The following is a 20120-nucleotide window of genomic DNA, read 5'->3' on the forward strand; positions in this document are numbered from 1 at the left end:
TAGGTCAAAAACAAAGTCCAGACATTATATCTGGACTCTATATCAATTAGTTAAATGTGAAAGTAATAAGGTGTTTTGACCTCACACTCATTATATTATAAGTATTATTTAATCACTACTTTTTCAGTTCTCTCTTGTATACCATTCTTTAGAGTTACCACGTATACTCCTGTTGACATTGACGACACATCTATACGATGGGTATTTTGATCTTTACTTAAAGACCATGTTTTAATCAACCTACCTTGTATATCATGTATTGTGAGTTGCGTATCTTTTAGTAGATTTCCTTTAACAAACAATGTTTTAGGCTGAGTTGTAGTATACACCTCTATTGTGCTCGATTCTGTACTAGATGTGCTTAAAGTAGACTCGGCAAACCTTAAATAAAATCGTCCAGTACCAGAAATATTAGTATTAGCTGTAAAAGTATAGTCTGAGGTATTCAATAACGTAAATGTGTTAGTAAGGTTATCCTCTAAATATACATCTACATCTTGAGAAAGGGTACGTTCAGCAATACTGATCGCGACTTGTTGACCTTCGGAAACATGAACTCCAAGAGGAATAGCAACGTCAGATAAATTTGTCGTACCTATAGACTGAATTCCATAGTTACGTCCCTGATTCTCTTCTACTAGATGAGAATAGATTGAAAAACCTGGAGCGGTTCCAAATAATCCAGAGTCATAATTATAGTCTAATCCTAAAGATGCATTATCAGTAAAATAAAAATCGGTAAAATATAATTTAGAAGTACCACTCATTTGCAACTTTAAATGTGAAATAGCCGAACTATTATCTTGTCTTCCTAAAATGAAATCATCATCACTTCCAATAGTTCTCATAATTGGTGAAAATTCGATGTCTTCCTGATTGAAAGCAGAAGCAATTAAGAACCCTTGTCCAGGTGTAATTTTTGCATTCGGGTTCGCATCAGAATAGGCTTGATTCCAAATGGTCCAACCATCAGAAGCATCTCCATCATAACCATAAATTCCTGATCTCTGAGCATCAAACTTAGAGTTGTTAGCGCTTAAAAAGTCTGACAAGTTTATATAAGACGGATATGGGTTTCCAATTAAGTTCCATTCAGGATTTGTTGGTCCAGATATCACAACCGTTGATTTTACATTATTGGTCTTCACTGCACCTTTAAACGTAAAAGTACTTGCATCTGTTGATGCAGCTCTATAACCTATTCCTGCTTCTAACGGAGCTGTTTCAGTATTTGTATATATTACATAGGTATCAGTAACTTTATCAAATGGTCCAAATAAAAATAAGGTATTGGCTCCATTACTTAATATGTTAGGATTTGCAGCCCTAAAATCAATAAATGATTCTCCATAAACCGGAGGAGCAATTAAATCATTTCCACCTGTACTTGCAGTTGAGTTTACATGACGCTTATACTCTACAATTCCGAAAACAGAATTTGTAACTATTAAACTAGAATACTCATCAGAATCAGATTCTAAACTCACATCATCACTAGAAATTAAATCGCCATTAACGGTTAAAGATTTTGATTTTTCAACAATAATTTCAGCACCATCAAAAACTTTGATATTATTAATTTGAACATCATCTGTTACATTGTAAACGCCATCTAAAACTAAAGCATTTTCTATTACTGTAGTTGGAGAAGGTGCATAAGGTGTCCATGAGTTATTAGTAAAAATCAAGTCATCAGAACCTGCAAGTCTTATAGAATAATCTTCCACTTCACCATACTGAAATTCTTCACAAGCATCTGGAACGTCGTTAAATTTAAACGATACACGCATTCTTGTAACTTCTTCTAGAATATTACCTGTATCAGGAACTGTAAATGACCCAGAAACTGAAGCATTAGAATTAGGTCCAGCTGTAAAAACTTGCTCACCTGAGTCTAAGAAATCTCCATCTCTATTATAATCAATCCATACTGCATAGCCTTCATTATATGGTCCACCAATAAAAGTTGGAGTAATGGTAATAGTATAAGTTTGACTCTTACGTAAAATAGTGCTTATTCCTGTAAAATCAGAATAAAATTGTGCTCCTGAGGTGTTATCAATTGTATTCAACTGAACACGACTTATATACTCAAAATCAACATTCGAACTTTCTGAAACACAATATCCCGTAACGTCATCTAAAGTTGTGAAAGTAATTGCTGCGGCATATTCTGAAGTCTCAGAACTAGAACATTTACTTCTTATTTCTACGATATATTCCGTAAGTGGTAATAGCGCTGTTAAGTTTTGTGTATTTGTTGAAATATCTAAAATATCATTCCATATTGGATTTCCATATTCACGATATCTTAAGTCAAAATCAAATGGAGGTAAGGCATCCCAATTAATTGTTGCTCCAGTAGCTGTTATTGAGTTAACAGCTAGCCCTGTTGGTTCGGCTGGAGGCGTTCCTAAATTTTCCCACTCACAAATCATATTGTTAAATTGATAATCATCCCAGCAATTCGTTGCTGTTGGCTCAATTGGTTCTGTGCCTTCGTTAACCCAAGTACAATATGTTGGAGATGTATCATCATTGTCAAATTGATAGTCATCCCAGCAGTTCGTTGCTGTTGGCTCAATTGGCTCTGTACCTTGGTTAACCCATGTACAATACGTCGGAGATGTATCATCATTGTCTAATTGATAATCGTCCCAGCAGTTTGTCGCTACTGGTTCTATTGGCTCTGTACCTTGGTTAACCCATGTACAATACGTTGGAGATGTATCGTCAGTATCAAATTGATAATCGTCCCAGCAGTTTGTTGCTATTGGTTCTACTGGCTCCGTACCTTGATTAACCCATGTGCAATACGTTGGAGATGTATCATCATTGTCAAATTGATAATCATCCCAGCAGTTTGTCGCTACTGGCTCGATTGGCTCTGTACCTTGGTTAACCCATGTACAATACGTTGGAGATGTATCATCATTGTCTAACTGATAATCGTCCCAGCAGTTTGTCGCTACTGGCTCGATTGGTTCTGTTCCTTGGTTGACCCATGTACAATATGTTGGCGAAGTATCATCAGTATCAAATTGATAATCGTCCCAGCAGTTTGTCGCTACTGGCTCTATTGGTTCTGTACCTTGGTTGACCCATGTACAATATGTTGGTGAAGTATCATTAGTATCAAATTGATAATCATCCCAACAGTTTGTCGCAGTTGGTTCTACTGGTTGAGTGCCACTAACATCCCACATACACGTTGTGTAATTATAGTTAGCAGTTTCCCAACATTCTAATCCTGATGGAGCATCTTGTAATGTGATAGTAACTACAGCTGTACATGTGTCTACATTTCCATTGGTGTCAGTCACAGTAAGTGTAACGTTATTATCACCTTCATCAGCACATGTGAAACCTGTTTGAGATGCCGCAATTGAAGCTATACCACAATTATCAGTAGATCCATTATTTATTTGAGCAGCTGTAATTGTAGCATTTCCTGAAGCATCTAACTGAACAGTAATATTTTGACACACAGCTACCGGGTTTTGGTTATCGACAACTACATTTACAGTAAATGATGCTGTATTTGTGTTTCCATTTCCATCGTCTACTGAATAACTGATGGTTGTTAATCCATCAGGAAATGTGCTTCCACTATTAAGACCTGTTCCGTCAGTTCTTACAGGTGTTAAGCCTGTTCCGCAATTATCAGTAACGGTAGGATCTGTCCATGTTGGCTGATTATTTCCGCAGGTTAATGTAATATTAGCAGGAACATTAACAAATTCAGGATCTACTTGATCTTCAACAGTAACTGTTGCGATACATGTATCTGTTTGATTATCTCCATCGGTCACTGTCAATGTCACATCAACAGGTGTTCCAATATCACTACAATCAAAAGTATCTATATCGATACTTAAGTCGGTAATTAGAACATCATCTGTAGAACCACCATCAACATCTGCAGCAACTATAGTTGCATTACCAGCAGCATCTAACTGAACTGTTATGTTTTGGCAAAGAGCGATTGGTGGATTAGATCCTGTGGCTGGATCGGCTTCTATGTTAATATTATCAAGAGCCATATCACTACTCCAAGACGAACCAGTTACACCTCTAAATCGAATTAATATAACTTTACCATCATAAGAGGAAAGGTCAATATCAGCAGCTGTTTTCCAAGTATTAGCACTATCGTCATTAATTATCGTTTCTGTAGTCCAATTAAGACCATCATCTTCACTAACTTCTAGAGCTACATATCCTATTTCTGCTGGGTTTTCTGTTGAGCTACCTAAATCTGCACCAAACATATGGTAATCAAAACTTATTTTAGCATTTTCCCAATCTGTAAAATCGATACAATCACTGGTAATGATTGCTGTTTTTAACGGACTACCAGCAGGTGTCACATTAGTAGATGCTTCTGTATATACATACCAGGTAGATCCAGATCCTGTTGTTGGTCCTGTATTATTTGAAGGTGTACCACCACTGTCTCTGGTCCAATCGATATCATCATCGGTATTATTAACACCCTGTTTCCATTCATTAATGAAACTTGCATTATTTTCAAAACCTTGTGTGTATGGGAATGACGATATAGTACCATCTAAACAAGCTTCCAGAGTTGTAAATACTTCAGAGCTTGTATATGCTGAAGTCGATGCGGTACACTTTGTTCTTACCTGAACTTCGTATTCAGTAAAATTAGTTAATCCACTAATAGCATAAGTATTCATGGTTAAGTCTAAAACGTCCGTCCAAGGTGTTGTACCAGTTTCTCTATATCTTAAATCGTAAGTTGCCGAAGGGACTACATCCCAAGTAACATCAGCTGTTGATGTCGTAACATTACTTACAACAACATTAGTTGGTACACTGGTAACACATGGAATCTTAATTTCTGTGATTTTAAAATCATCAAAGGTAAACCCTTCAAAGTCGGCATTATAATATGAATCTTGTCTGTTTGATGAATCTGTAAAGAATACAAACCTGAAATTAACAGCACTTTGTTGAGAGAATGTCGAATTGTTTGAAGCATCAATGACAATTTCTTCCATATACCATCGGTCTTGAGTATCACCATCGTATAATGGTTCGCCATCAGGTTGGAAATCGTTATTGGTATTGCTTTTACCTGAATAGGTGTTATTCTCATCTGGCGCACCAGGTTTTGTGAGTTTTCCGCAAAGTGGTGTCCAGGTACTTCCATCTAATGAGGCTTCTAATTGTACGTAATCAAAACTACGCTCTAAATCCCATTTTGCATAGAATTGTACAAGAGCTGTAGAAACACCTGTTAAATCAATTGTTGGATTTAACTGTATTCCATTAGCTAAGCTATTTGAGTATGTCGCTGCACTGTTTGATTTAATTGCAGAGTTACCAGTAGAGTTTGGGTAGTTATCTGTAGTAGTACTCCATGTACCACCAGTTCCTACAGCTGTCCAGTTTGATAAGTTGTCGGTTGCATCGTCAAAAATAACATTTGTTGGTGCATAAGTCTTTTTTATATTGGCTTCATATAATACGTTATCAGACGCATAATCATTGGTGAATACAACTTTAAACTCGACCTCATCATCAGCCTGAATCCCACCATTTAACGTATAAGGAATGCTAACAAATCGCTGGTCTAATACCTGAGCAGCTGAAAAACTTTCAGTTACCGAGTTTGTAGCGCCAGGAATAGTAATATTTGATGAAACTGCAGTTACAGTAACTGTAAAATCTGAAGCTTTCTGACCAAGATTTTCGATAGCAAATTCTAAATTTCCTGATGTTGCTGTTATATCACTTTGATTTAAGTCGTGTATTTTTCCGTATTTACCACTAAAATATGCAGCTAAAAAGTTCATACGCATGGCACGTTTAGCAATTGGTAAGAAATTAGAAGGCGCTGGCCAAAACCCACTACCAGTAGAACCTGCTTCAGACCCTGTTCCATTTTCTGGAGTCCAGGCTAAGGTTTCTTTTCCAGACCCTGTTCCTGTTGGTGTACCATTAGCACTTGTTCCTGCTGGACCACCAAGCATCCAGTCATTCATATTTCCACTGTTAAGAGAACTAATTGAGGTACTTGGTCCATGAGCATACCTGTTATAATAGGTCATATCATGGTTGTATTTTGAGTATTCGTCTGGTCTTGGATTGGTAATGTTTGTTCCTGCATAAGCATGGAGCATCGCATTTTTAAAGGAGTGATGATTTAAAGCTAATTCGAAATCATGGAGTAAAAAGAAATCACGCATAATTTGTGTTTCATTTTCTGAAAATGGACCTGTACCCATATAGGTTTCACTACATGAGTCTGTCGATGAACCACCATTTCCCCAATAATAGGCTGAGTTTCTGTTTAAATCAATACCTTCAACATATGTACCACATGATCCAGGAGCTGATGTGTTTCTGTTTTTACGTTGTAATCCACCTCCATTTGGCGCAACAGTTTGATTGTATACAAATCCATCTGGATTAAAGACAGGGATAAAATATAACGCCTGATTATTAACTAAGTTTCTTATCGCTGGATCGGTATCGTAATTTTCTAATAAGTACCACATGAAAAACAACTGATTCATCACTGTAGCTGATTCTCTTGAGTGAATAAGCGATTGGTATAAGGTCTCTGGTTCACCAGCTTCATCTAAATCTGGATTGTCAGAAATTCTAACATAATAAATAGTTCTGCCTTCAAGTGTGGTTTGGTTAGAAGGAGATGCGTCTGCTTTTGCTGAAATCAGATTTGGATACTGAGCACGCATATCATCTAATTCGTCTAGAACCATTTGATAAGTTAAACAACCTCCAAATGAATTAGGTGAACTGTTAGGATTTAAGTTCCAGTTTGCAGGAGTTGCCCAATCGATCTCATCACATCCATCATATTGACCAACATTGTTTAAAACCTCACTCACACTATACCTAGCATTTTGTAAGGCCATTTGTTTTTCTTGTTCTAACTCTAAACGAGCTTTAGGTAAGTCTGAAATTGCTCTTTCACTGTAGAATTCTTCTAAATCATCAATTAAAACGGTATAGCTTATACCTTGATTAGATAATTGATTAAGGTCATTTTGACTTAATTCTATTTGTAACTTATCCTCAGTAAATATAGCACCACAGGTCATATCTATACCTGCATTATCCAGTGATTGAATTACTGAATCATTAATATTGTTAATTGTGACTCTTTTGTAAATATCTTGCGAAAAGGAATTTTGAATCACTAATAGTAGTAAAACAAATAAGCAGGTAATTTTTCTCATTAGTTTGGAGTTTTAACGAATTTATGTCAATTAATTCGGCTGCTAATATATCACTTTATTTATAATTTACTCCATAAAATGCAAAAAAAACCGATGAAATGCATTTATCTTTATTGGACAAGAATCTATATATCTGATTATCAATAATATGAAAATACGAGTACAATTACAAATAATGAGAGACATATGATGTTTCTTTTACATTCATTAAGATTACAGTATAAAAAAAAGCTCAGACACGAAGTCTGAGCTTTTAGTATTAAGTTAACGGTTAGTGTTTATTGCTTAATAAACTTCTTAGTCATTGTTTCTTCTCCGTCATTAACTTCAATGAAGTATAATCCAGATTTTAAACTAGAAACATTGATTTCTTTTGCAGAATCTCCTCTCATCATAGTTTGACCTAACATATTTAAAATTCTATAAGATGCTTTCGCATTATCAGGTAACTTGACAAATAGTGTATTTCCTTTGACTGGATTTGGATAGATAACAAAGTCATCTTCAGAACCAAAACTATCATTTACATCAACCGTTCTGATAACTTCTAATGTGTTACCTTTTCCTCTAGATCCCGAACCAATTCCTGTTATAGTAACCTGATCTATATAAATTTGGTCATTATTTCCAGAAGCATCGCATTGGAATCTAAATTGAGAGTTACCAGCAAAATTATACTGAGATGCATCTAAAGTCACAGTAGCAGTATAGAATGTACTATTATTAAAGTTTGTTCCTCTAGCATAAGTTGCAACAGTAGTCCATGAAGACCCATTATAATAACGTAACCAAAAATCTTCTCCATTTTCCATACTATTTGCATAGAAGTAGAATTCAACTTCAACCTGATTGTAAGGTGTTAAGTTAAATGAAGGTGAAGTCATTGCTGAAGCCGTTCCAGAGTTATCTCTTATTCTAATAGAGTAAGAACCTTCATATGAACGTGATCCTGAATAACGAAAACAATCGCTTCCGCCATCAGACCATCCATCCCAGCCAGACTCGAAGTAACCTTGATGTAGTACATCAGTTCCGCCAGTAGAGCAAGGTGCACAACTTGAACCTCCACAATCTACGCCTGTTTCATCTCCATTTTGGATACCATCATCACAAGTTGGATCAACAGCACATGGCTCACAATTTGAACCACCGCAATCTACGCCAGTTTCATCACCGTTTTGAACACCATCACTACATGTTGGAGCTGTTCCGCCACCTACACATATTTGTGTTGCTTCTGAACTACTAAACGAACCTCCTGAAGCTAAAACTCCTGAAGCATCTGTCACGCTATACGAACCATTTCCGTATGAACAGCAAATTCCGTCTCCATAAGTATCTGTAATAGTAAATGTGTAGCAACCATCAGGTAAGCATAAATCTTCGGTATAAGTCGAACCATCTGCTTGATTACCATATGTTCCTCCAGAAGCTACAGTAGAACCTGATGCATTTGTAAGAGTCCAAGCCGTTTCTTCAGGATAATTATCAAATGTAATTGATAAATTAACTTCATTATCAGAGCAACCTGATTGACAAGGTGCACAAGATGAACCTCCACAATCTATTCCTGTTTCATCTCCATTTTGAATACCATCTGTACATGTTGGAGTTGTTCCTCCACCATCACATTTATTTGAAAGTGCCAAACTTCTTCTTACACCTCCAGCAGCTAAAACAGCTCTCATTCTATCTTTTTGACCCTGAGTAAATAAGTTCATACAAGAATCGTTTGTATAATCCATATAGTTTTGAACCATATCGGTAGAGCCACAAGATACTTGTCCAATTGGACAACCTCCATTAGATGTTTGGTGTGTTGGTGTATCTGCTACAAAATCATTTCCACAGTTAGAATCACCCCAAATATGACGTAAATTTAAAAAATGACCTACCTCATGTGTTGTTGTTCTACCTAAATCGAAAGGTGACGATAAGTAGAATCCTGAACCTTTGGCAGAACTACCAAAATATTGAGGTCCCATTACTACACCATCAGTTGAAGCACTACCTCCAGGAAACTGAGCATAACCTAAAATTCCTCCACCGATATTACAAACCCACATATTTAAATACTGTGATGTATCCCATGCATCGACACCTCCTTGTGCACTACTTTTCATAGCATCATTAGTTCCCCAACTGGTTCTCGTTGATGATTTTCTTGTAATACCTGTTGTTGCATTTCCGTTTTCATCTACTGATGCCAGACAGAATTGAATTTCCATATCTGCTGCTTGTGACCAAGCATTGTCTGCATCAGCATTAGTACGTCTAAAATCTTCATTTAAAACGTCTATTTGTGATTGAATTTGAGCATCACTGATATTTTCATTACTTGTTCTGTAAATAACGTGTACTACAACTGGAATGGTAATTATGCTTCCATTGACACTTTTCGCCGTTGGACTTTGTATGTAATTTTGAGTGAATGTTTCTATACGTTGCATTCGAGCTTCCAAATCAGGATTTTGTTGTTTTCTGATTTCTAAATTTTCCATAGCTCCGCAATTTCGTTCAATGGCATCTTGGGCAAAGACACAAAACATTGATAGAAAGCATAATAATGTTAAAGTAAAAGTTCTTTTCATGTTGATAGTTTAAAAAATTAGTGTTAAAGTTAAATATTCGCTCATGAAAGTATTAAAATAATGTTAAAATCAAAATTTTACGATAACGTTTTCGTTGAAGCGCATGAATAAAAAACACGACTACGGTTTTACCGTAATTTGGCTTAAATAAATTCTTACATTTTAGCCTTTTTAATTTTCTGAAATTTAAATTCTTGTTATAAAAAAACCCAGACATGAAGTCTGGGTTTTAAATTTAAAATGTTAGAAAGTTAATCTTTCAGGAATCGTTTAGTTTTAGTTTTATCTCCAATAGATAATTGAAGCATATACATTCCACTTTCTAAACTTGACACATCGATGGTTTCAGTGAACGTACCTTTAAGCACAATTTGTCCGATCATGTTTGTAACCTGATAATGCTGAGCTTCAAGTCCGATTAACGACACATTAAGTGTTTCTTTAACTGGGTTTGGAAACAATTTAAACTGATCTATAGTCGTTTCACTTGAAGTTGTTGTATAACCAAAATCATTCGTTGCTCCGCCAACACAGAAGCTTGTCGTTTCTGAGCTGGTAAATGAACCTCCACTAGCAAGTACTGTTCCGCCGTCGGTTAATGTATAAGATCCGTTTCCGTAAGAACAACAAATTCCATCACCATAAGTATCATTAATCACTAAAGAATAACAACCTGCTGGTAAATCAACATCAATATTTAAAGTTGAACCATCAGACTGGGAACCATAAGTTCCTCCTGAGGCAACAGTAGAATTACCACTATCTAAAATAGTCCAAGATGTTTCTTCAGGATAGTTATCAAATACAAAGGTTAAAGTTACTGTTGTATCTCCTCCAGAGCTTCCGCCAGAAGTCAGACTTACAGCATCAACTGCCATATCGCCTTGCCAAGTCGTTCCGGTAATTCCATTGAACCTCAATTGAACTGAACCTCCTGTATAAGCTGACAAATCAACAATAGCTTTTTGCCAAGAATTACCTTGATTACCAGAAGCACTCCAAACTGAAGTCCAGTTGTTTCCATTGTCACTGCTTGCTTCTAAGCTTAAACTTCCCATAGATGATGCACCATACATATGGTAATCAAATGAGAATGTCGCTTGCGTTTCGGCACTTAAATCATAACACGGCGAATTTAAAATAGCGCGTTTTGTAGAATAATTAGGTGATGATGATTCCATATATACATAATATGAACCTGCCGATGCACTTGAAGGTCCTGTATTACTAGAAGGTGTAGTTCCCGAACGTAATGTCCAGTTAAAATCATCTCCCGAACCTTGAGACCAAGCCCCTAGAGTATTTTCAAATCCTTCAGTATAAGGGAAAGAAGACACACCTCCTGAGCATCCGCCAGTTGAAGGTTGCGTAACGATAACTGTTCTAGTACGTTGCGTTGCACTGTTTCCAGCAGCATCACTTACGTTATAGTATCTTGTATAAGTCCCAGCAGAATTGGTGTTAACTGTTCCTGTAATAACGATGCTTGAGGTTAAATCACCATCAACATTATCAGTAGCCGTCGCTCCCAACTCATTATACGTATCTCCTACTTCAAGGTTTATTGTTGATGCACCATTTAAGGTAATTACAGGCGCAGTTGTATCTGCAGGCTGAGTTACAATTACAGTTCTGGTTACTTCTGTCGCATTATTCCCAGCAGCATCACTCACATTATAGGTAACGACATAAGTTCCTGCATTATTCGTATTTACAGTATCACCACCAATAACAATACTCGACGTTAAGTTTCCATCAATATTGTCTGTAGCTGTAGCTCCCAGTTCATTATAAGTATCTCCAACTTCAAGGTTGATGGTTGAAGCACCATTTAAGGTAATTACTGGTGCTGTTGTATCTGGAGTTCCGCCTCCTAAATTTACCGTGTAATCTTCAACTTCTCCATACGTAAAACTTTCACATGCAGTCGGAATTGCATTATACTTCATTGAAACTCGCATTCTTGTATTTCCAATGTATGTTCCTGACGGAATTACAAAACTTCCACTTACAGATGCGTTTTGTGTAGCCGCTTGTGTCCATACTTGTTCTCCAGAATCTGTAAAATCACCATCATGATTATAATCTATCCAAACCGAATAGCCTTCAGCATAAGTCGTACCTGTCCAAGTTGGCGTTACTGTTATTGAATAACTCTGACCTTGATTAAGATTCGTTGAAAGGTTTGTAAAATCTGAATAAAATTGAGCGCCTGACGCATTATCAATACTACCTAATTGTACACGACTTATATATTCGTCATTTACATTTGTACTAGCTGAAGCACAATAATTAAGTTGAACTTCAGTCGTCGTAAAGTTGACTGAACTGGAGTACGATGATGTTGAATTATCAGGACATTCACTTCGTACCTGAACTTCATAGGTTGTCTCAGGAGTTAAACCTGTTAAAGACGTAGTAGTTCCAGACACAGAAGAGGTTATCCATGATGAGCTTCCGACCTGACGATATCTAAAATCGTAAGATGCTCCAGTTACAACATCCCATGACACGGTTGCTGTTGACGACCCATAGCCATCAATAGACACACCTGCTGGAGTTGTTGCATTGCATACAATTGGAGTTCCAGATAAACCAGTAACAATCAACGAATAATTTTGGCTTCCACCAGTTAAGGTGCCTTTATGTGTAATTGTAATCGTATAAGTTCCTGAAGCATTAGCTACATCTACTCTTTCATAAGGATCTTTATTATTATCTCCTTGACCATTAGTTGTAACTCCGGTCAATCTCCAAGGCGTATATGTTGTTCCGCCTTTTGTTACTCTAATATCTAAATCGTTAACTAAAACAGCATTGTTTGAATTGGCTGTAGTTGTAGCAGTACCTGCTCTGTCTGTCCAAGAAATTGAAGCATATAAATCGTTAATCCCATCAGAATCTACTGTGATTTGGTAAGATTGACCATTAGACAGAGTTAATTCTTCAATTTTAGATTCGTTTCCATTGTTAGTGATTGCTTCTGCCGCACGCTTGGTATTCATTAAACCCCATCCATAAATTGCATCAGGTCCATTAGCTCCGGCATCATCTGCAGTATGAAGTGCTAATCCTTTCAAAGTTGCAGCTCTCATATAACTTCCATTGACATTATTGGTATGTTGTTGAAGTAATAATAAGGAACCAGCTACATTAGGCGAAGCCATTGAAGTTCCTGTAATACTATTATAAGCGGTATTACTAGATTCGTAAGTTGAATATACTGACGTTCCATTACCTGTAATATCAGGCTTAATTCGATAATCATCTGTCGGACCTTCGCTACTACTGCTATTAATAGTCACACTAATTAAATTTCCATTAGCATCTATATTAGCATCTTGAGCATTAGCAACAACCATATTGTTTTTAGATGTAGCATGGCCCGAAAGTTTATCATAAGAAGAGTTTCCATCCAAAGGTGCTCCATTAGCCGAATTATCAGAACCATCATTTCCAGCTGCAACTACCATTAAAAAATAAGGTGCATTGTACATGATTTCATCCCAATCTCTTGACTCTGCGATATAACCTCCAAAATAATAGTCCGGTAACCATGGTTGTCCTGTATTTGGGTTTCTAGCTGCAAATCCATAGGAATGATTTGAAACCAGCATTCCGTTTCCTGATGCTGTTGTCGCTTCTGTGGTATCATTATTCCAATCATAACCAACAGCGCTTGCTTGTGGCGCCATTCCTTTTGCATTCGCAACAACACCTGAGGCAATTATAGTTCCTGTAACGTGTGCAGAATGATAATGTAAGGCTGTTGTACCATCACCAATAGAGAACCTATTATTGCCGCCTGGCCCATCATATTCTTGATGAGTAGTACGTGCTAAACCACCATCCCAAACATGAGCTGTCATATTTTGCCCTTCTAAATTGAGTCCTAAAGAACCTCCTGAATTTAAGTGATTTGCTCGAGTAGATCTTGCCGCACTGACATTAAATGTTCTATAATAAATAGGAGTGCCTTCAGGTGAGATTTTTTGAAGTTCCATATAGGTATCTTCATTTTTTATAATTAAAGGCCAGCCGTTTTGTATTGCTATCTGTGTAGCTCTATCTTTTTCGGCTTTAGCTTCTTGTTCAAGTCTTTTACTTAAATCCTGAATTGCTTGTTGATCATAACGACTAGTGATTTGTTCTTTTTGAGGACTGGTTTGCGAATATGCGGTTAGAACCGACAACATAAACACAATTAAATAAATACCATTTAAATAGTTTTTTTTCATGTTAATTAGTAAAATTTTAAGTTGTTTATTTTTAAAAATCGATTGAAAGTATTAAAATTTTAACAATATCAAAATTTAACTACAACGTTTTCGTTGAAGTGCACAAATAAAAAAAATGGTTACGGTTTTTCCGTAAATCAATAACAGAAAATGACTACATTTACCTATGCAGAACTCAAAATTACTCGATATAAAAAATCTTTCGATTTCTTTTTCTTCTGAAGGTATCGAAAGTGAAATTATCCATAACATATCCTATGAATTACAACCCAATGAAATTTTAGGTATAGTAGGCGAGTCTGGTTCTGGTAAATCGGTTTCTTCTCTGGCTATTCTGGGTTTACTTCCAAAGCGTATTTCAAAAATAACACAAGGAACAATTACATTTAATCAACAAAATTTAACATCACTAAGCTCTAAACAGTTTCAAAGCATAAGAGGAAATGAGATTGCAATGATATTTCAAGAACCTATGAGTTCTTTAAATCCGTCTATGACCTGTGGAAACCAAGTTTTGGAAATCCTACTTCAACATACAAGTTTGTCTAAAGCTGAAGCGAAAGCTGAAACCTTATCTCTTTTTGAAAAAGTAAAACTGCCATTACCAAAACGTGTTTACAGTGCCTATCCTCATGAAATTTCAGGCGGACAAAAACAAAGGGTTATGATTGCTATGGCTATTGCCTGTAAACCAAAAATATTAATTGCAGATGAGCCTACTACAGCATTAGATGTTACTGTACAAAAAGATATTATCACACTTCTCAAACAGTTACAGTTAGAAGAACAGATGAGTATTATATTTATTTCTCATGATTTGTCGTTGGTTTCAGAAATTGCAGATCGTATTATGGTGATGTATAAAGGAGCTATTGTTGAACAAGGTGATGTGACTCAAATTTTTAAATCACCAAAACATATCTATACTAAAGCTTTAATTAATTCTAGACCTTCGATGGATAGCCGTTTAAAGCAGCTGCCTACAATAGATGATTTTATGAATAATACTTCAAATTCTGAAATTATCACTTCTGAAAAACGATCTCAAACTCAAAAACAGATATACGCTCAAAAACCGCTTCTGGAAGTCATAAATGTCGAAAAAGAGTTTATTTCAAAATCGGGTTGGTTTTCAAAACCTCAAACTTTTAAAGCTGTCAATAATGTCTCTTTCAAATTATATAAGGGCGAAACTCTAGGGCTTGTAGGTGAATCTGGATGTGGAAAATCAACACTTTCAAATGCTATTTTACTTTTAAATAAAGCAACTTCGGGTTCAATTATGTATCAAGGAGTTGACATTACTAAGCTTTCAAAATCAGATATTAGAAAACTCAGAAAAGATATTCAAATTATATTTCAAGATCCATATGCGTCGTTAAACCCGAGACTCACTGTAGGTAAAGCTATTATGGAGCCTATGAAGGTTCATAACATTGGAACTTCTGATACCGAAAGGAAATCAAAAGTTTTGGATTTGCTTTTAAAGGTTGGGTTAGATGAAAGTTATTTTAATCGCTATCCACATGAATTTTCGGGAGGACAACGTCAGCGTATTGGAATTGCTAGAGCTATTGCTCTTGAACCTCAACTCATTATTTGTGACGAATCAGTTTCTGCCTTAGATATTTCTGTACAAGCGCAAGTACTTAATTTGTTAAATGAACTAAAAACAAACTTTGGCTTTACTTATATATTTATTTCACATGATTTAGCTGTGGTTAAATATATGTCAGATCAATTAATTGTTATGAATAAAGGTAGAATTGAAGAACAAGATGATGCTGATAACATCTATAATAATCCAAAACAGCCTTATACCAAAAAACTTATTCATGCTATTCCTAAAGGATTATAACATGAATAATTTTTTAGTTAAGGTTAAGATGTTTTTGAGCAATCTTAGGGTGTTTTGAAAACCAGTTAATAACTTGTTTTCGGTGTTCGTAGGTTTAGGTAGATTTGGGGCAAAAAAGTTCATTTGGTTAAAATTTACGATAGATTTGGGGCAAAATCATTTCGTAAGCGTTTTAGGTAAATTTGGTTAATTAGGTTATTTCGATTTGGTTTTGCTAATATGAAACTTATTTTCAATAAATCAGTTAAATGACAAAATAAATCGATGAAATGCATTAAATTTTAACATTTAACATGTATTTAACAGATTTTTCTTACAAAATAATAATCATTTTTTACCATCAGTCATAAAAAAAAGCCACTCATTAAAGTGGCTTTATTGATACATATTAATAAATTATCATATATCCATTTCCGGAATTTCGCCATCAATAATTAATTCGCCTTCGGTAGCCTTTTTTATATCCTCTACCGACACATCTGGTGCACGTTCTAAAAGTTTAAATCCTTTATTGGTCACTTCTAAAACAGCCATATTAGTTACCACTTTTTTTACGCAACCAACTCCTGTTAAAGGCAATGAACATTGCTTTAATAATTTGGATGCTCCAGCTCTATTCGTATGCATCATGGCTACAATAATATTTTCTGCACTCGCAACTAAATCCATAGCGCCTCCCATACCTTTAACCATTTTACCTGGGATTTTCCAATTGGCAATATCGCCATTTTCAGCTACTTCCATAGCACCAAGAATAGTTAAATCAACATGCTGACCTCTAATCATTGAAAAACTTGTTGCCGAATCAAAAAAACTTGCTCCTGGCAATGTGGTAATGGTTTGCTTTCCTGCGTTGATAATATCTGCGTCTTCTTCGCCTTCAAAAGGAAATGGCCCCATACCAAGTACACCATTTTCACTTTGAAATTCTACTTCAATATCATCCCTCACATAGTTGGCTACTAATGTTGGAATTCCGATACCGAGATTTACATAGTAACCGTCTTGGACTTCCTTTGCGATACGTTTTGCAATTCCGTTTTTATCTAACATAATTATTGTCTTTGTCTAACTGTTCGTTGTTCAATTCGTTTTTCATAATGTTCACCTTGAAATATGCGCTTAACAAATATCCCTGGAATATGAATTTGATTAGGATCGAGTGTTCCAACTGGCACTAACTCTTCAACCTCAGCAACAGTAATTTTTGCAGCGCCGCACATATTAGGATTAAAATTACGAGCTGTTCCTTTAAAAATAAGATTTCCAGCTTCGTCTCCTTTCCAAGCTTTTACAAAAGCAAAATCGGCTTTAAACGCATATTCTAAAACATACATTTTACCATCAAATTCTCTGGTTTCTTTACCTTCAGCGACCTCTGTTCCAAAACCAGCAGGAGTATATACTGCTGGAAAACCAGCTTGAGCTGCTCTACAACGTTCGGCAAGGGTTCCTTGAGGAATCAATTCAACTTCGAGTTCACCTGATAGCATCTGGCGTTCAAATTCATCATTTTCACCCACATATGACGAGGTCATTTTATCAATTTGTTTGCCTTGTAATAACAAGCCTAATCCAAAATCATCTACGCCTGCATTATTAGATATGCATTTAAGTCCTTTAGTTCCTATACGCACTAATTCTGCTATTGCATTTTCAGGAATTCCTGAAAGTCCAAAACCACCAAACATAAAGGTCATATTATCTTTAACACCTTCAAGTGCTTCTTGAACATTAGCTACTTTTTTACTAATCATTTGTTATAAATTTACTCTTGGAAAATTACGAAATAAAAAAGCCATTCAAAAATGAACGGCTTAAGATTTTATAATAAATTAGGTATTAAAAATCTAGAACACCATCAAGTTCATCGGCAGGATTTGCGCCTTCATCACCATTACCTTTCCACTTGGCACAATCAACCTCAATGGATAGGTTTGCAGGTTTTTCAAAATTATCTTTTGAAATCCCTAATTCTTCGTCTGCATAACAAGACTTCATATACATGCCCCAAATAGGTAATGCCATTGAAGCGCCTTGACCATATGAAATATGTTTAAAGTGTGCTGCTCTATCTTCGGCACCTACCCAAACTCCTGTGACTAAATTTGGTACCATTCCCATGAACCAACCATCACTTTGATTTTGTGTTGTTCCTGTTTTTCCTGCAATTGGATTTGTTAATTCGTAAGGATATCCTGTTATAATTTCTTTATATAGGGTTTGGTTAGCTCTCCAGCTATCTCGAAGTCTGCTTCCCGATCCCGATTCGACAACACCTTGCATTAAATTAACTGTAGTATAAGCAACCTCAGCACTTAAAACATCTTTAGTTTCTGGAGTAAATTGATATAGAATTGTTCCGTTTTTATCTTCAACTCTGGTTACCATTACTGGTTTATTGTAAACACCTTTATTAGCAAATGTAGCATAGGCTGCGACCATTTCATACACACTAATATCTGGTGTTCCCAATGAGATAGCAGGAACGGCAGGAATTTCAGAAGTAATACCTAAGTTTTTAGCCATATCTACAACAGGTTCTGGACCAACTTTATCCATTAATCGTGCTGTTGCTGTGTTTACTGAATTTCCTAAAGCAGATTTTAATGTCAAAAACCCATCGTATCTACCATCAGAGTTTTTAGCTGTCCAAGGCTCTGGATTACCATATTTTTCAGCTTCTATTGTGATTTGTTGTCTTGGGATAGTATCACAAGGTGATAAGTGTAATTGATCTATAGCTGTAGCATACACAAAAGGTTTAAATGTAGAACCTACCTGACGCTTTCCTTGTTTTACGTGATCATACTGAAAATGTCTGTAATTCATTCCTCCTACCCAAGCTTTTACATGGCCAGTTTGAGGATCCATAGACATCATACCTGGTTGTAAAAAAGATTTGTAATAGCGCATAGAATCGATAGGCTTCATCACCGTATCTATTTCGCTAGGTTGCCCATCTTTCCAAGCAAAAATGCTCATTTGAACAGGTTTTTCAAATGACGCTACTATTTCTTTTTCAGATTTACCTTGTGCTCTCAAAACCCTCCAGCGTTCAGAACGTTTCATACTAGCGTTCATTAAATCTTTAATCTCTTGAGGTTCAAGATCTAGAAATGGTGCTGTCTTATTACGGTCTGGTGTATTTTGATTATCAAATTCGGCTTGAAGTCTTGGCATATGTCTAGCTACTGCATCCTCGGCATATTCTTGCATTCTAGAGTCTATAGTTGTGTATATTTTAAGTCCGTCGTTGTATAAATTATATGTTGAGCCATCAGGTTTAGGATTCTTTTTAATCCAGTCTTTCATAAACTTGTCTAAGTATGCTCTAAAATAAGTTGCAGTTCCTTCACGATGCGATTCTGGAGAATAGTTTAAATCCAATTCTGTTTTCTGTAAACTATCTTTTAGTTGTTCTGAAATGTACTCGTATTTATTCATTTGAGCCAATACCACATTACGTCTGTTTTTTACTCCTTCAGGGTTGCGGTGAGGTCTTGGATTGTATAATGAGGAATTTTTAAACATTCCCACAAGCATAGCAGATTCCTTAAGCTCTAGATCTTTTGGCTCTTTTCCGAAGTAAATACGTGATGCACTTCTAATCCCATCGGCATTATTTCCGAAGTCATAAATATTAAAATACATGGCTATGATTTCTTCTTTGGTATACTGACGTTCCAAACGAATTGCAATAACCCACTCTCTAACCTTTTGAAAAACACGCTGGATTTTATTTGAAGAGACTTGCTTTGTGAACAATTGTTTGGCTAATTGTTGAGAAATGGTACTGGCTCCTCCGCCTCTTCCCATTTTTACAATAGCTCTCATAGTGCCTCTAAAATCAATACCAGAATGGTCGTAATGTCTAATATCTTCGGTTGCAACAAGAGCGTCAACCAGTTGTTTTGGCAGCTCTTCATAATCTACTGGTGTTCTATTATCGTCTAAATAAAATTTTCCTAAGGTTTTACCATCAGAAGAAATGATTTCTGTTGCTAAAAATGTTTTAGGATTTTCAAGAATGGTATGATCAGGCATTTCACCTAATGCGCCCCAAGACGCTAATAAAAACATAAAAAAGAATGCAAAAACACCTCCTGCAAATAGCATCCAGAAGCGTCTTACATATTTTGAAAAGTCTTGAGCGTTATCCTTAGCAGGTTTTTTCTTTGCTACTGTTTTTTTTGCCATA

At 36.0% G+C, this 20120-nt stretch carries 7 protein-coding genes; 1 reads left to right on the forward strand and 6 read right to left on the reverse strand.

Annotated features, from left to right (window positions below; translation table 11 throughout):
• Positions 1-104: 104 nt before the first annotated feature.
• The 3 genes from H7350_RS03115 to H7350_RS03125 form a co-directional block, all read right to left on the reverse strand.
• Positions 105-7232, reverse strand: coding sequence for a M14 family zinc carboxypeptidase (locus H7350_RS03115; RefSeq protein WP_204344409.1), 7128 nt, complete (start codon positions 7230-7232; stop codon positions 105-107).
• 278 nt (positions 7233-7510) lie between these two features.
• Positions 7511-9823, reverse strand: a complete 2313-nt coding sequence (locus H7350_RS03120; protein WP_204344410.1) for a M43 family zinc metalloprotease — start codon at positions 9821-9823, stop codon at positions 7511-7513.
• 251 nt (positions 9824-10074) lie between these two features.
• Positions 10075-14061 carry an immunoglobulin-like domain-containing protein gene (locus H7350_RS03125; protein ID WP_204344411.1) on the reverse strand — a complete coding sequence of 1329 codons (3987 nt, stop codon included), beginning with the start codon at positions 14059-14061 and terminating at the stop codon, positions 10075-10077.
• A gap of 166 nt (positions 14062-14227) precedes the next feature.
• Here H7350_RS03125 and H7350_RS03130 point away from each other — a divergent pair, with 166 nt between their 5' ends.
• Entirely contained in the window at positions 14228-15919 is a 1692-nt protein-coding gene (locus H7350_RS03130) for an ABC transporter ATP-binding protein (RefSeq protein ID WP_204344412.1), read from the forward strand.
• 399 nt (positions 15920-16318) lie between these two features.
• Here H7350_RS03130 and H7350_RS03135 read toward each other — a convergent pair whose 3' ends face one another.
• The 3 genes from H7350_RS03135 to H7350_RS03145 form a co-directional block, all read right to left on the reverse strand.
• The gene (locus H7350_RS03135; RefSeq protein WP_204344413.1) at positions 16319-16972 is read right to left on the reverse strand and encodes a CoA transferase subunit B; all 654 of its coding nucleotides are present in this window, start codon (positions 16970-16972) and stop codon (positions 16319-16321) included.
• Positions 16973-16974: 2 nt separating this feature from the next.
• Positions 16975-17676, reverse strand: a complete 702-nt coding sequence (locus H7350_RS03140) for a CoA transferase subunit A (protein ID WP_204344414.1) — start codon at positions 17674-17676, stop codon at positions 16975-16977.
• An 85-nt stretch (positions 17677-17761) separates the two neighbouring features.
• Entirely contained in the window at positions 17762-20119 is a 2358-nt protein-coding gene (locus tag H7350_RS03145; protein WP_204344415.1) for a penicillin-binding protein 1A, read from the reverse strand.
• Position 20120: the final 1 nt, after the last annotated feature.

It is taken from the genome of Psychroserpens algicola, from assembly GCF_014526325.1.
Classification (GTDB): domain Bacteria; phylum Bacteroidota; class Bacteroidia; order Flavobacteriales; family Flavobacteriaceae; genus Psychroserpens; species Psychroserpens algicola.

Bases quoted from the DNA above. Each gene is read 5' to 3' on its own strand.
- H7350_RS03115 (WP_204344409.1), bottom strand. From the start codon at position 7,232: ATGAGAAAAATTACCTGCTTATTTGTTTTACTACTATTAGTGATTCAA.
- H7350_RS03120 (WP_204344410.1), bottom strand. From the start codon at position 9,823: ATGAAAAGAACTTTTACTTTAACATTATTATGCTTTCTATCAATGTTT.
- H7350_RS03125 (WP_204344411.1), bottom strand. From the start codon at position 14,061: ATGAAAAAAAACTATTTAAATGGTATTTATTTAATTGTGTTTATGTTG.
- H7350_RS03130 (WP_204344412.1), top strand. From the start codon at position 14,228: ATGCAGAACTCAAAATTACTCGATATAAAAAATCTTTCGATTTCTTTT.
- H7350_RS03135 (WP_204344413.1), bottom strand. From the start codon at position 16,972: ATGTTAGATAAAAACGGAATTGCAAAACGTATCGCAAAGGAAGTCCAA.
- H7350_RS03140 (WP_204344414.1), bottom strand. From the start codon at position 17,676: ATGATTAGTAAAAAAGTAGCTAATGTTCAAGAAGCACTTGAAGGTGTT.
- H7350_RS03145 (WP_204344415.1), bottom strand. From the start codon at position 20,119: ATGGCAAAAAAAACAGTAGCAAAGAAAAAACCTGCTAAGGATAACGCT.